A 14,535-nucleotide genomic window follows, 5' to 3' on the forward strand; every position below is an offset into this window, starting at 1 on the left:
TCGAAAAAATTGACTGTCATGTACATTGTATATATCTAGTTTTCAAAGAACTTTTGCTTCATTTAAGTTGCGATATTATTATATAACAGATTTTTATTTTATGAAATAAAAAGATAAATATTTTTTTATTTCATTCTGTAATACTTTAGCACTAACTAAATGAGTAAACATATAATAACAAAAAAATCGCGAAGTGCGATTAAAAAATTATTTTTTTATATAGCAGCTAATATTTCATTATATAGGGACTGATTATCAAGAATATAAGACTTCATGTTTTTCTTTCCTTGAGCTACATTTTCACCTTTATAGCTAAATCATGCACCCTTTTTCTCAATAATTCCATTTTCTAAGCCAATATCAACTAATTCACCTGACTTGTCAAGGCCAAGAGAGAAATATAATTCGGATTGCCCAGTTTTATAAGGTATAGAAAGTTTGTTCTTAACAACCTTAAATTTGATTTCACATCCTACTATATCTTTTCCTTCAACTATTGGTGATCCTTTTCTAACTTCAATTCTTACACTAGAGTAGAATTTTAAAGCTCTCCCACCAGGAGTAGTTTCAGGACTCCCGAAAATCACTCCCACTTTTTCTCTTATTTGGTTAATAAATATAATAGTGGTTTTGTTCTTATTGAGATTTCCAGTAATTTTTCTTAGCCCTTTTGACATTAGTCTAGCTTGTGCGCCAATTTGCAAATCAGTCATTTCGCCATTTAGTTCAGCTTCTGGCACTAAAGCAGCCACACTATCAACAACAATTAGATCAATTTTTCCTGTTTTAGCTAAAATATCAACTATTTCTAAAGCTTGTTCACCAGAATCTGGTTGAGATAAGATTAATTTGCTAGTATCAACCCCAATTTTTTGTGCGTATTCTGAATCAATAGCATGTTCTGCATCAATAAATGCAGCAATGCCCCCTTCTTTTTGTACTTCTGCGATTGCATTTAACGCTAAAGTTGTCTTGCCTGAACTCTCTGGTCCAAATATTTCAATTATTTTACCTTTTGGGAAGCCTTTAATTCCTAAGATCTTATCCAAGATATAACTTCCACTGTGAAATGTATCTATAGATATATAAGGTATATCTCCTAGTACCATAATAGATTCTTGACCTAGTTTTTTACTAATTTCTTTAATAGTTTCCTTAATACATTCTGAAATATTAGTTTCATTTTTAGTTTGTTCTAATTCTTTTTCTTCCATATAGTCCTTTCATTTATTTATCTAATAAATTAAAAAAAGGTTAAAAAGAACAGAAAGTGAACAAAATACAAAAAAGTATGCATTTACATGCACACTTTTGGTTGTAAATAAATTATTTAATGATTCTTGTTACTGAACCAGCACCAACTGTACGTCCACCTTCACGGATAGAGAATTTTGTTCCTTCTTCTACAGCGATAGGAGCGATTAATTTAACTTTTAAGTTAACGTTTTCACCTGGCATAACCATTTCACGACCTGGTTCGAATTCAACTCCACCTGTTACGTCTGTTGTACGGAAGTAGAATTGAGGTTTGTAGTTCTTGAAGAATGGTGTGTGACGTCCACCTTCTTCTTTCTTAAGTACATAAATTGCAGCTTCGAATTCTGTGTGAGGAACGATTGATCCTGGTTTAGCAAGAACTTGTCCACGTTCTACGTCTTCACGGTTTACACCACGTAGTAATAACCCAGCGTTGTCCCCTGCTTGTGCTTCTTTAAGGTTTTTACGGAACATTTCAATTCCAGTAACAACTGTTTTCTTAGTAGGTTTTAATCCAACGATTTCAACTTCGTCATTTAATTTAAGTGTTCCACGTTCTACACGTCCTGTAGCAACTGTTCCACGTCCTGTAATTGTAAATACGTCTTCAACAGCCATTAAGAATGGTTTATCGAATTCTTTAACTGGTGTTTCAATGTATGAATCAACAGCTTCCATTAATTCCATAACTTTGTCTTCGTATTTAGCATCACCTTCAAGTGCTTTTAAAGCTGATCCACGGATGATTGGAGCGTTATCTCCATCAAATCCGTATTCTGAAAGAAGTGAACGAATTTCCATTTCAACTAATTCGATCATATCTTCTTCACCTTCTAACATATCACATTTGTTTAAGAAAACAACGATACGTGGAACACCAACTTGTTTAGATAAAAGAATGTGTTCACGTGTTTGAGGCATAGGTCCATCTGTTGCAGCAACAACTAAGATAGCACCATCCATTTGAGCAGCCCCTGTAATCATGTTTTTAACGTAGTCAGCGTGACCTGGACAGTCTACGTGTGCATAGTGACGTTTTTCTGTTTGATATTCGATGTGTGAAGTATTAATTGTAATTCCACGTGCTCTTTCTTCTGGAGCATTATCGATTGAAGCGTAATCACGAGCTTCTGATAAACCTTTTTTAGCTAAAACTGTAGCAATAGCAGCAGTTAAAGTTGTTTTACCGTGGTCAACGTGTCCGATTGTACCAACGTTAACGTGTTCTTTTGAACGATCAAAATCTAATTTTGCCATATTTGTAATCCTTTCTATATAAATATAATTAGATATTATTTTTTTATTTAAGTTATTTTTGTTTTAGCGCTAAAACCAACCTTAAGTCTGGTCTTTCATCCAGATCCTGTCCGTTTATATTAGCAATGTAATTTTATCAAATTTTTTATATTTCAAGAAAAATGTAATTAATTTATTAATTGCTTAAAAATGAACTTAAAAAGCACATTTTAAAATAATTTCATTTGGTTTGTTTCATTTAAATAATCAAGAATTCCTAATTCTTCATTTAAATATTTATATAAGCTAGCATTGACACCACTACGTTTTTTGAAATCTTCCTTAGACATATAAGGGCTTTCTTCTCTTCCTTGTATTATTTTTGTTGCCACTGCTTCACCCAGTCCACCTATTGCAGAAAATGGTGGAATCAAGGTTTTATGCTCGCGATCAACTACTCATTCTGTAGCAAGTGACCTAGTTAAATCGATATTTGAGATATTAAATCCTCTAGCATATAGTTCACGGGCTATTTCTAAAGTTTGTAATAAGTTTTCTTCTTTAACTTTTTTATCGCGTAAGGATTCAATTTCCTTAATTTTTTTATTAATTTTTACTGCACCATAATCATTTTTTAAAGTTTGAATATCGAACTCTTCAACTCTAGTAGTAAAAAATGTTGCATAGTATTCAAGTGGGTAATATAGTTTAAATCAAGCAATTCTTCAAGCCATTAATACATATGCAGTAGCATGTGCTTTTGGAAACATATATTTAATTTTCTTCATTGAATCAATATACCAATCAGGTACATTACTACTTTGCAATGATGCTACTTCTTCATCAGTTAGTCCCTTACCTTTACGAACTTTTTCCATTATTTTGAAAGCATATAAAGGTTCTACTCCACGGTTAATTAAGTAAACCATGATATCATCACGACATGAGATAACATCTTTTAGTGTAAATCCTCTTTCATTAATTAAACTTTGAGCGTTTCCTGTTCAAACATCAGTCCCATGAGATAATCCTGAAAGTGAAATTAAGTCAGCAAATGATTCAGCTTTAGCTTCATATAGCATCCGTCTAACAAAGTTAGTTCCAAATTCAGGCAATCCAAGTGCACCTGTAATTTCACCACCAATATCCTTAGGTTCAATTTTTAAAGCTGCAGTACTGCTAAAAAGTGACATGACTGCTGGATCCTTTTTAGGAATGTCTTTTTTAACATCTAGTCCAGTTAATCTTTCTAGCATTCTAATTGCAGTTGGATCCACGTGTCCTAAAATATCTAATTTTAAAACGTTATCGTGAATAGCGTGGAAATCAAAGTGTGTTGTTTTTCAATCCAAGGTAGTATCATCAGCAGGATAATTAATTGGAGTAAAGTCTTCAACATCATACTCTTTTGGGATAATAATAATTCCTCCAGGGTGTTGTCCAGTTGTTCTTTTTACACCTTCCATTTTGCTTGAAAGAAAATCAATATATGGTCCACTAAATTCAAAGTCATATTCTTCGACAGCTTTTTTAACATACCCGTAAGCAGTTTTACTCTTAATAGTTGAGATAGTTCCAGCTCTAAATGTATGACTTTCTCCAAAAAGTCGTTTAATTTCATTATGAATTTCAGCTTGGTAATCACCTGAGAAGTTTAAATCGATATCAGGAACCTTGTCAGCATTAAACCCTAAAAAAGTTTCAAAAGGAATAGTTTGTCCATCTTTTTCCATTGTAATATTACAGTTAGGGCAATTTTTATCATCTAAATCGAATCCGGAAGTTATTCCTTCTATATTAACTAATTCAAAATTCTTACATCTAGGACAAATGTAATGTGGTGGAAGTGGGTTTACTTCAGTAATCCCTGACATAGTAGCTACCAATGAAGAGCCAACACTTCCACGACTACCTACAAGGTATCCATTGTCCAGAGATTTCTTAACTAACTTATGTGAAATTCAGTAAATTACATCAAACCCATATTTTAAAATAGGTGTGATTTCTTTTTCAAGTCTTTCCTCAATTAGTTTAGGTAATTTTTCTCCATATTTTTCATGTGCAGTTTTATAAACTAGTTCATATAACTTATCTTTTGAATTATCAAACTTGGGTGTATACAAGTCATTATGAATAACTTCGATATCATCAGCTACTAAACTTGCAATGTGATTTGGATTGTTAATAACCAAATCTTCCACCAATTCAGGCTTATTTATAAAACTAAATGCCTCCACCATTTGATCAGTAGTAAAGAATTCCAAATCAGGTAGTTTCATAGTTTTAGCTTGTGCTTTACGATAATCAAATAGGAAGTGAGTTGCATTACCAATTCCTTTCGAATAGACTAAACACTTAAATACATTTTTATCTAATTTATCCTGATATCTAACATCTCCAATAGCCACAGGAATCTTTTTGTGTGCTATAGCACTTCTTAACATTCTTAAAATGGTATCTTGTACTTCAAATTGAGAGAATTTATCAGGTGATTCAATATAGTGGTCTAAAGCATAAATATGAGGTATTTCTATGTAGTCAAACTTATCAATTAAAGTATCAATGGCTAGATTTGAAGAGTAAAACATGTAGTCTAGCAATCTAGATTTCAATCCTCCTGACCCAATTAATAAGTTTTCACTCTTAGGCAAGTCTTCAAAGAATAATTTTGGTGATCCAAAATAGCGTTGGGTTAATGATAGTGTTACTAAATTAAATAATTCTTTTAATCCAGCTTGATTTAAGGCTAAAACAGTAATTTGGCTTGATCTTGTCCGATTATAAATACTAATATCTTGTATGCTATCTAATTGATTAAATGTATTAATTCCTCTTTCAGATAATAATTGCATAGCCTTAATTCAAGCTTGGGCCAAAACATCAGCATCATAGTCAGCACGATGGGCTACATTCGCATCATAAATAACAGATAAATTGGCACAAAAAGCACCTAAATTATGCTCTCTTTTTTCACTAAATAAGTATCTTGAAACAATCAATGAGTCAATGAAGAAAGTGTGAGGTAATTGGCGCCCTTCTTGAATGAATTTTTGATAGATAAAATGTGAATCGAAATGTGCATTGTGAGCAACACAAATGCGATTATTAATAATCTCATAAATTTTATCTAACCCTTCTTGTAAACTATATCCTTCTTCTTCTAGCATTTTATCAGTAATGTTGGTTAAGTTAATTGTAGTTGAAGAAAGAGGTTTTCTTGATTTAATAAAAAATTGATGTGTTTCCTTAATTTCTCCATCAACCACTACTGAAGCACCAAACTCAATTAGGTCTCCATATTGGGCTGATAGGTGGGTGGTTTCAATATCTAGCACCACATATTGGCTATTTAAAATATTACGATCTACACCATCATAATTAAGTAAAAAGTTGTGGTTTTTGTCAATTACATCAAAGGAAACTCCATAAATTGGCTTAATACCAGCTTTTTTAGCAGAGGCAAAAAACTCAGGGAAACCTTGCACACCATTAGAGTCAACTAAGGCTACGGCACTGTGTCCAAAGTTTTTTGCAATGCTAATAATTTCTTTTGGCTCTAACAATCCATCCATAGTACTCATTTTTGAACGAGTTGATAATTCAACACGTTTAAAATCAGCTGTATCACTACGTGAATTTCTAGGGTTATCAATTTTGGCAAAATAATTTGCTTTAATGATTTTATTTAATGGTCCTTCTCCACGATATGAATAAGGGTTTGCAACTGTGCCATAGACCTCAACATAATCATTTACTTCAGGAATATATTCAGGTAAATTATCATTATTAACAAAGTAACTAATTTCTACAGCATCATAATAATCAGAAACATTTATTTTATAAATCTTAAATTCAGGTTTTTCTATTACATCAACTCTGTAAACTAATCCTGATATCATAACTGGAAGATCAATTACTTCAGGTGCTAGTGTGGAAATGTAGTTTATAGCTACAGCAGAGTAATTTCTGGATTTATTATTTCTTCTAAAGTTTCTATTTTGGTTATATTTATTATTAGCAACCTTACGTTCAAAATTATCTTCAGCTGCATAATTATCATTAGAGTAAATTGATGCACTTTTTTGGTATTGACTTCTAATTTGATTATCAATATCAGACCCTAAATTAGGAAGATATTTTGGCAGTAGAATAAAGTTTTTAAAACCAAAATTACGCATAGCACTAGAAAGTATTCCAGCTTGAAATTCTAACTCTTTCCCTTGCTCTTGGTCAGAATAAGAAAACTCTCAAGCATTATTATGAGAATTGTAACTTAATAAATCAAATGTTTTTAAATATTGATGTAATGCGTAATTATTTAATTCATCTTCAAGTTCTAATATCCCTAATATATAATTTTTGAACTCAGAATTGCTAAAATCAAGATTTTCAAATTCTCATTCAATTCAAAACTTTTCTTTTTTGCATGCATAAAACAATGTTTCAAAATCATTTCATGTTGGCAAAGAACTTACTAGGAACACTTTTTGATACTTAATCTCATTTTGAGTCCCTCTTTTGAACTCAATCTTTTCACTATTGAATTTAGCATCTTGTAGAGATGATAAAAAACTTAGGCCTAAATAGTCCATAAGTTTTTGAAATTTTTTATCTGAATATTGCATATTAATCCTTTCCTATAGTGTCGAACTGGCAGCAAGTACACCAAAAAACATGAACACAAATGAAATTGAATCTATCCGATCAAGTAAACCACCATGTTCTTTTAAAATATTTGAAAAATCCTTAATTTCATTTCTTCTCTTAATTAATGAGAAGTATAAATCTCCCAATAAAGCAATAATTGGTGAAATAAATAAAAAGGCTAATAAATATGGAAAGAATCTAGAGTGAGGGTCTAAAAGAACTCCAGCAACTGAATTTTTATCTAATCCCCTAATTCCATAAACTGCATAAATATAAATTAAAGTAATTAGGAAAGAAGCTAAATAACCTGCAATTGCTCCTTCTCAAGTTTTTTTAGGACTGATTGCTGGTGCTAGTTTGGCCTTAACAAATTTGTGACCTAAAAATCTACCTCCAAAGTATCCCCCAATATCATATGAGCTAGCTACTACAATCATTAAGATTACTAATTCAATACCAATCTTTTGTGTCATCAGTACAATAAATGACTTAACAAAAATAGTTAAAAATAGTGACATAAATCAAAGTGAAATAGTTTTGATAATTAAAGCTAGAATGTTCACATTATCAATGACAACTAATCTAATTAAGAAAAAAACTAAAGCAATAATAAAAGTAGTTAGAGGTGCTCAATAGTCAAAAACATATTGAGTAAATAATGTTCCAAAATAGTATCCTAACGCACTACTTTCGCCACTAACTGTTACATTATTAATAGGCAGATTAATTAATGCGTCTGAGGAAACTGCTCCACGACCAAAAAGTACTTCAAGGAACATATTTGGCCCTAGCATCATTGATAAAACATAAAATATAGTTAATATAATTGAGGGAATTAGCATATTACTATAAGCATGTGATAGCTCATAGAATATTCAACCGACCATAATCCCTAATAATGCTATAGCAAAGGCTCTAAGGGTTCAAAATCCCGCTGTAGAAAAGCCTTGGTATAAATCTGATCTAAATGAGTATGCTAAAACTATGACTAAAAGTACTAAAACAGCAACTATAATCAAAGCTGGTATAAAACGATTTAGTCAAAAGTTTTTTTGTCTTTCTTGTGTTTCTGTTTTCATATATCTATTATATTAAATTCCTTTCTTTTTGGTCTTGAATTAGACAGCAACCCTATAGGGTCTTAAGGTATTATTTTGCTTCTAAAAATAAGTAAATGTACCCTTGAGCAATTAAGTGGGGATTGTAATTATAATGTTCTTTCAAATAGATTCCATCTCCTCCTGTAAGCAAGATTTCATATCCATTTTTACCTTGGCAGTGAGATAAAATAAAACCATTTAGTAAGTTATATAGCCCTGAATTTAAGGCTTGTATAGTATTTTGACCTAGTTTTGTTTCAATGGTATAAGGGATACTTAATTGAGTAATTTTCTCTTGTAAATGTTGGTAAGAAAAGTAAGCTCCTGGAGCAATTGAAGCTCCTTGCAACGTCCCTTGTGTTATTTTTAATCCAACTAAGGCACTTCCAAACATAAAAACATAAGCATTTAAAATCTGGTTGCTAGCACAATATTGCATGCAAGCTAAAATATCAATTCCAAGTTGCTTTCTATCGATATTTTTGTCAATTGCCAAATGTGCTCCATAAGAATTATCTAAAATAGTAATCTTGCTAAATCCAATTGCTTTTAAATTAGTTCGTAATTTGTTTTGGTAAGTTGTATCAGCATTAGTGTTAGCGATGATAACTTGGTCACTATAACTAGGCATACATAAAGCTAAAATATTTTCAAGTTCAATACTTTCGTTACTTGAACATAGTCAATTTAGACTAAAAAGAATCTCATTAGTATTACTAATATAATAAAATTTGATCTTGGAATTTCCAATATCAAAAACTAAATAATTCGTCTGATTTTTTTGCATATAACCTTCACTTTTTTAAAATAAATATTGATATACTTTATTATAACTGAACAAAATTATAAATGGAGATATATATGAAAAAAGAATTAATTGAAATTGGTCATACTAATCTTTCTTATAAAACTGAACACAATACTATGCTACAAACCAAAGTTTTTAATAAATTTAATCATAAATTAGATTATAGCTGCTTAAGCAAGTTTGATTTTGTTCCAAAATTAATCAAAGATAATGCAACTGAAATAGAGTGAGAATGAATCGACACTCAACCACTAGTTTTCAACAAAGATACCTTAAAGCAAATAGCAAATGATTTTAAGACCTTGCATGATTCAGATTTAAAATTTCCTAAAACAAATGTGGCTGCTCGGGTAAAGGAATATCGCAAAATACTTAATGAACGTAACATTAAAATTGATGTGATTAATGACTACTATAAAAGAATTAATATGATTTTAAAAAATTCACAAGCAAATCGTCCCTTACATAATGATTTATATTTGAATAATATTTTGCTTTCTAAGCAAGGTAAAATTTATTTTGTTGATTGAGAATATTGCTCAATGGGAGATAAGCACTTTGATTTAGCTTACTTTATTTGTGGTTCATATTTAACTAGTGAACAAGAACAATATTTCTTAGATCAATACGATAGTTACTGAGAAGAATACTTAATTCAACAAAAGATTTTAGTTTATTATTTAACAATTTTATGAGATAACGCTCAAGATGTTAAACCTTTTGATGATTCTTATTGTATTAAGCGTCTGAAAGAAGTTGTGGCAGAATATGATTATAAGAAGAAAAACAACTTATTTAGAAAATAGATAGTTAATCTATCTTTTTTTCTGCACTTGCATAAAAAAATGGGCAAGCCCATTAATTAATTTTTATTAAATAAATTTGTTTTTTACCTACATGTAATAATGCATATTGATTATTTCAAATATTTGACTCAACAAGAGTATTTTCTTCAATTGCAACTAAGTTTAGCTTAATTGCACCATTTGCTAAAAATTCTCTAGCTTCGCGTTTTGATTTAATGATTCCTTGAGCTATTAATTCATCGACCAAAACACTTCCCTTAGGCATAGAAATAACATTTAACACATCATCAAGATCTTGAATGCTTTCTAAAAGTATAGTATTTAGGTCTAATTTTTTATTAAATAAAATTTCAGAAGCAAGAGCAGCTTTTTCGGCTTCCTCAATGTTATGAACTTGTTTTATAACATTAAAAGCAAGTGCTTTTTGTGCAATATGCTCAGCTGGGTTAGCTCTATGCTTGTCTAAAATCACCTTAATTTGGTCCACTTGTAAGAAAGTTAATCATTTTAATAATTTTTCAATTTCACTATCTGGTTGGTTTAAAAGGAATTGGTACATAACATATGGTTTAGTTCTTTCTGGATCGAGCCATAATGAACCACCACCAGTTGACTTACCAAATTTATTACCATTGGCATCAGTTAATAAGTTAGCTGTAATTGCAACAGCTTGGTGTTCATTTCCAAATACAGTTGAAATCATATCTAGTCCAGTTGTGATGTTTCCTCATTGATCTGAACCACCAAATTGAACTCTTACATTTTTATTCTTATATAAAGTTAAGAAGTCTCATCCTTGAATTAATTGGTATGAAAATTCTGTAAAACTTAGTCCTTTTTCGATTCTAGAAGCCACTGAATCTTTGGCTAACATATAAGAAACGTTTACTAATTTACCAACGTCTCTGAGAAAAACTAAAATATTCATGTCTTTGTAGAAGTCGTAATTATCAATTACTTCTAATCCATATTTTTCAAGTTGACTTCTAATTCTTGATTTATTTAGTTGTAATGTAGCATCATCAAGTAATTGTCTTTCAGCATCTTTAAAAGATGGATCACCAATCATTCCTGTTGCTCCACCTAATACTGCAAATACCTTAAAACCATGTTGCTTAAATCTTAATAAGTTTGCAATTTGAATGTAATTACCTAAGTGTAAGCTGGTTGCAGTTGGGTCAAATCCACAGTAAACAGCTGTATCTTGAGGTAAGTTTTTAAATTTTTCCTCGTTAGAAATGTGTTTTAATATTCCACGAGTACTTAAGTCTTCAATTATAGTCATTATGATAGTTTAAAATCCTTTCCAATCTGGCTAACTTGACCAAAAATCAATCCTTCACCTTCTAATCCTAATGTTTTATATCCAGTTAGCATTCCTTCACTAGCCACATTAAGCATTTCCCCGCTAAGTACATCAGTTCCTGCAAATGTAGTGCTGCCAGGCAGTGCTAAAACCACTACTTTGCCTTCTTGAGAATCTAAAGTATTAGTTACTAATTGAATAGTTGAATCAGGACTAATTTGTACCTTTAAAACAAATAAGCGTTCGCTTTTTGGGTGAGCTTTTCTTTCTTGAATTAAGCCATAAATGAATTTTTGGTCATGTGCAAGTTCAAGATTTAATTCCTTAGCCATTCCAAGAATTAAATCTTCTCCAGCTTGAGGCAGATAGCCAAATTTGACATCTTCAGGTATATAATATTTAGTATTATTAAGCACATTAATGCTTGCTACCTTGTTGTTATCATCCACAAAGAAAACTAAATCTTCATGTTTAATTTGGTGTACTTTTTTGATTCTTGAATCAACAAAAAGTACTGATGTATTCTTAAATACTTTATCTAAATTATTAAATAATATCATAGAGATATTATACCCTCTTTACAGTAATTTATAATATAATACAATTATGAAAAAAATAGCTATAGTAGTAGACTCTTCATGTGGTTTAACAAAGGAACAAGTTGAAAAGCTTGGATGACATTTTTTACCACTAAAAATAGAGTTAGATGACAAAATTTATAATGATGGGGACAACTTGAAAAGTAATGAACTATTCCGCCACTTTTCACTTGAAACTAAGACATATAAGACAGCTTGTACACCTATTGGCATTGTACAAGATATGGTGGAACAGCTTTCTGCAACACATGATTATGTGGTTGTCTTTCCTATTTCGAAACATTTATCGTCCCAATATCAGAACTTGAAAGGAATGGAAGCTTTATATCCTAAATTAAGGGTTTTTGATTCTGAATACATAGCAATCTTATTAACATTCCAAGTTTATGAGTTCTTAAACTTGGTTGAAAAAGAAAATATGGATGTTGATAAAGCTTTAAACTTAGCAGCACAGTGAAAAGAAGAAATGCTTGTTTCATTGGTGCCAAAATATAATGATTACCTAGTTAAAGGTGGGCGACTTTCACCTTCAGCTGCCACAGTGGCTAAACTTTTAAAAATTGTTCCAATTATTAGTTTTTACCACGGAAAGCTTGAAAAAGAAGGAAAAGGAAGAATTTTTGCTAAAACTATTTTAAATAAAATTGATGAAAAACTACAAGACTCTGATTCAGATTTATTAATCTTACAAAATGACTGTGCAGAGCATGCTCAGATAGTTAAATATGTTAAAGATAACTATAAAAGTAATCGTGTATTCTCTTCTTCACTACCAAATTGCATCTCAATTCACACAGGACCAGAAGCTATTGTTATAATTAAACTTGGACGTAAGCTTACTGATCAAGAAATTGATGCTTTATAATGCAACAAAAAATCATTTGTAGCACATTGCAAGACTTAGATAGATTTATTGATGCAAATTTAGACTTATTTAAAGAAAAGAGAATCATCTTATTAAATGGTGACTTAGGAGCTGGAAAAACAACATTTGTTAAGTTACTAGCTAAAAAACTAGGCATTAAGCAAAATATAACTTCACCTAGTTTTTCATACATGAAAGATTATTCAGGTCTTATTCACATGGATCTTTATAACTATAAGGGTGATATCGAAGAATTCGAAGACTACTTTGATGATAATATAGTAGCTATTGAATGATCTAACTTAAAAAAATATCAATTTAGTAACTTTGTAGAAATTAATGCATACATTGACCGTGACTTACGTCATGTCTTTGAAATTACGGAGGTTAGATAATGAATGTTTATTTGGATACCTCAAGTGAAGATTTTGTTTTAGTTTTATTCAATCAAGAATTCGAAGTTCTTGATTTTATTCTACTAGAAGGTTATAAAAAGAAAGTTCAACTCATTACTGACCAATTTGCCATCTTACTTGAGCGCAACAATTTATCAATTCAACAGCTTGAAGGTTTATATACTAATATAGGGCCTGGATTCTTTACTGGAATTAGAAGTTCGCTTGTTTTCTTCCGTACATTAGCTTTATTAAATAATATTAAAATGTATGTAACAACAAGTATGGATATCCTAAGAGTGCAACATCCACATAGCAATTATTTATGAAGCGACGCACAAGGGAACAAGTTATATCAATATAACTATGAGATAGACTCAAACAACTATCACGACAGGATAAATGTTGTCGAAAATAATGGACAGGAGTTAACTAAAATTAACTTTGTCAGAATGATTAATGATTTTGAAACTTATGCTAAAGTCTTTAAATTCCAAGAAACAATGAGTATAGAACCTTTATATATTAAGCAACCTCAAATAGGGGGACAAAAATAATGCGTATTTTAGGAATTGAAACCTCACATGATGACACTTCACTGGCTATTTTAGAAGATGGTAAAGTCTTAGACATGTGGACTATTTCGCAAATTGATATCTTTAAGCAATTTGGAGGAACAATCCCAGAAGTGTCCTCACGTGAGCACGTAAAAAACATTGCATTAATTCAATTAATGCTCCAAGAAAAATATGATCCTAACTCAATTGATTATGTTGCCTACACAAAGGAACCGGGCTTAATTGGAACTTTACAAGTTGGCTATTTATTCGCTAGTGCTTTTGCACAAAGCATCAAAAAACCTTTGGTTCCAATTAATCACTTAATTGGGCACTTCCTTTCTTCAACCCTAACTGAAAACATTACTTTTCCAGCTTTATGTTTACTAGTTTCAGGAGGGCATACTCAATTAATTTATGCCACCTCACCAACTGAAACTGAAATTGTAGGAGAAACACTTGATGATGCTGTTGGAGAAGCTTTTGATAAAGTATCTTCACGTTTAGGCCTAGGATTTCCCGGAGGTCCTTTAATTGATAAATTAAGTCAAACTTATGTAGGAGATTTTATTCCTTTTACTAAACCACATACAGACAGTCCATTTGACTTCTCATTTTCAGGACTAAAAACTCAAGTGCTAAATAAAGTTAATAAGGCAAAAATGAAAAATGAAGAAATTGATCCAGTTCAATATGCTGTCTCATTTCAACGCACTGCTGTGGATTACTTAATTGAAAAAACTAAGTTAGCTTTAGAAACTTATCCGGTAGCAACCTTAGTACTTGGAGGTGGTGTATCAGCTAATAAATTACTACGTTCAGAATTTATTACTCTTCACCCAAATACAATCATCCCTTCACTGAAATATGCAACTGATAATGGTGCAATGATTGCACAAGCTGCTTACTTACAATTATTACAAGAAGGCAAAAAATAAATGCAGGTATCTGCATTTTTT

The 14,535-nt window shown here is 31.0% G+C and carries 12 protein-coding genes; 5 read left to right on the forward strand and 7 right to left on the reverse strand.

Annotated elements, in window-relative coordinates; all coding sequences use genetic code 4:
- Positions 1–215: 215 nt before the first annotated feature.
- The 5 genes from recA to ACNQ13_RS02775 all read right to left on the reverse strand — a co-directional run bounded on the left by recA (position 216) and on the right by ACNQ13_RS02775 (position 9,027).
- Positions 216–1,214, reverse strand: coding sequence for a recombinase RecA (gene recA, locus ACNQ13_RS02755; RefSeq protein ID WP_416741762.1), 999 nt, complete (start codon positions 1,212–1,214; stop codon positions 216–218).
- A gap of 112 nt (positions 1,215–1,326) precedes the next feature.
- Positions 1,327–2,514, reverse strand: a complete 1,188-nt coding sequence (tuf, locus tag ACNQ13_RS02760) for an elongation factor Tu (protein WP_418035609.1) — start codon at positions 2,512–2,514, stop codon at positions 1,327–1,329.
- 209 nt (positions 2,515–2,723) lie between these two features.
- Entirely contained in the window at positions 2,724–7,118 is a 4,395-nt protein-coding gene (locus ACNQ13_RS02765; protein WP_418035611.1) for a PolC-type DNA polymerase III, read from the reverse strand.
- Positions 7,119–7,130: 12 nt separating this feature from the next.
- Positions 7,131–8,219 carry a phosphatidate cytidylyltransferase gene (locus ACNQ13_RS02770; RefSeq protein WP_416741760.1) on the reverse strand — a complete coding sequence of 363 codons (1,089 nt, stop codon included), beginning with the start codon at positions 8,217–8,219 and terminating at the stop codon, positions 7,131–7,133.
- Positions 8,220–8,289: 70 nt separating this feature from the next.
- The gene (locus ACNQ13_RS02775) at positions 8,290–9,027 is read right to left on the reverse strand and encodes a type III pantothenate kinase (RefSeq protein ID WP_416741759.1); all 738 of its coding nucleotides are present in this window, start codon (positions 9,025–9,027) and stop codon (positions 8,290–8,292) included.
- A 74-nt stretch (positions 9,028–9,101) separates the two neighbouring features.
- On the opposite strand from ACNQ13_RS02775, the gene ACNQ13_RS02780 reads away from it, so the two are divergent.
- Entirely contained in the window at positions 9,102–9,854 is a 753-nt protein-coding gene (locus ACNQ13_RS02780) for a phosphotransferase (protein WP_416741758.1), read from the forward strand.
- A 52-nt stretch (positions 9,855–9,906) separates the two neighbouring features.
- Here ACNQ13_RS02780 and tyrS read toward each other — a convergent pair whose 3' ends face one another.
- Both tyrS and tapR read right to left on the reverse strand, forming a co-directional pair.
- The gene (tyrS, locus tag ACNQ13_RS02785) at positions 9,907–11,139 is read right to left on the reverse strand and encodes a tyrosine--tRNA ligase (protein ID WP_418035612.1); all 1,233 of its coding nucleotides are present in this window, start codon (positions 11,137–11,139) and stop codon (positions 9,907–9,909) included.
- Positions 11,139–11,720, reverse strand: coding sequence for a TyrS-associated PheT N-terminal domain-related protein TapR (tapR, locus tag ACNQ13_RS02790; protein ID WP_418018868.1), 582 nt, complete (start codon positions 11,718–11,720; stop codon positions 11,139–11,141). Before tapR ends, tyrS begins: the two co-directional genes overlap by 1 nt.
- A 46-nt stretch (positions 11,721–11,766) precedes the next feature.
- Between tapR and ACNQ13_RS02795 the strand changes: the two genes are divergently transcribed.
- The 4 genes from ACNQ13_RS02795 to tsaD are packed head-to-tail and all read left to right on the forward strand — an operon-like array spanning position 11,767 to position 14,514.
- A complete protein-coding gene (locus ACNQ13_RS02795) occupies positions 11,767–12,624 on the forward strand; it encodes a DegV family protein (protein WP_418027735.1) in 858 nt (285 codons plus the stop codon).
- A complete protein-coding gene (gene tsaE / locus ACNQ13_RS02800; RefSeq protein ID WP_418027736.1) occupies positions 12,624–13,019 on the forward strand; it encodes a tRNA (adenosine(37)-N6)-threonylcarbamoyltransferase complex ATPase subunit type 1 TsaE in 396 nt (131 codons plus the stop codon). The genes ACNQ13_RS02795 and tsaE overlap by 1 nt, the downstream gene beginning before the upstream one ends.
- Positions 13,019–13,576 (forward strand): tRNA (adenosine(37)-N6)-threonylcarbamoyltransferase complex dimerization subunit type 1 TsaB, encoded by a 558-nt coding sequence (gene tsaB / locus ACNQ13_RS02805; RefSeq protein ID WP_418035613.1) that lies wholly within the window; start codon positions 13,019–13,021, stop codon positions 13,574–13,576. Before tsaE ends, tsaB begins: the two co-directional genes overlap by 1 nt.
- Complete coding sequence (tsaD, locus tag ACNQ13_RS02810; protein WP_418035614.1) at positions 13,576–14,514, forward strand: tRNA (adenosine(37)-N6)-threonylcarbamoyltransferase complex transferase subunit TsaD; 939 nt, start codon at positions 13,576–13,578, stop codon at positions 14,512–14,514. Before tsaB ends, tsaD begins: the two co-directional genes overlap by 1 nt.
- Positions 14,515–14,535 lie beyond the last annotated feature (21 nt).

Origin of the sequence: Mycoplasma milvi, assembly GCF_048284715.1 — a bacterium.
Classification (GTDB): Bacteria; Bacillota_I; Bacilli_A; order Mycoplasmatales; family Metamycoplasmataceae; genus Mycoplasmopsis.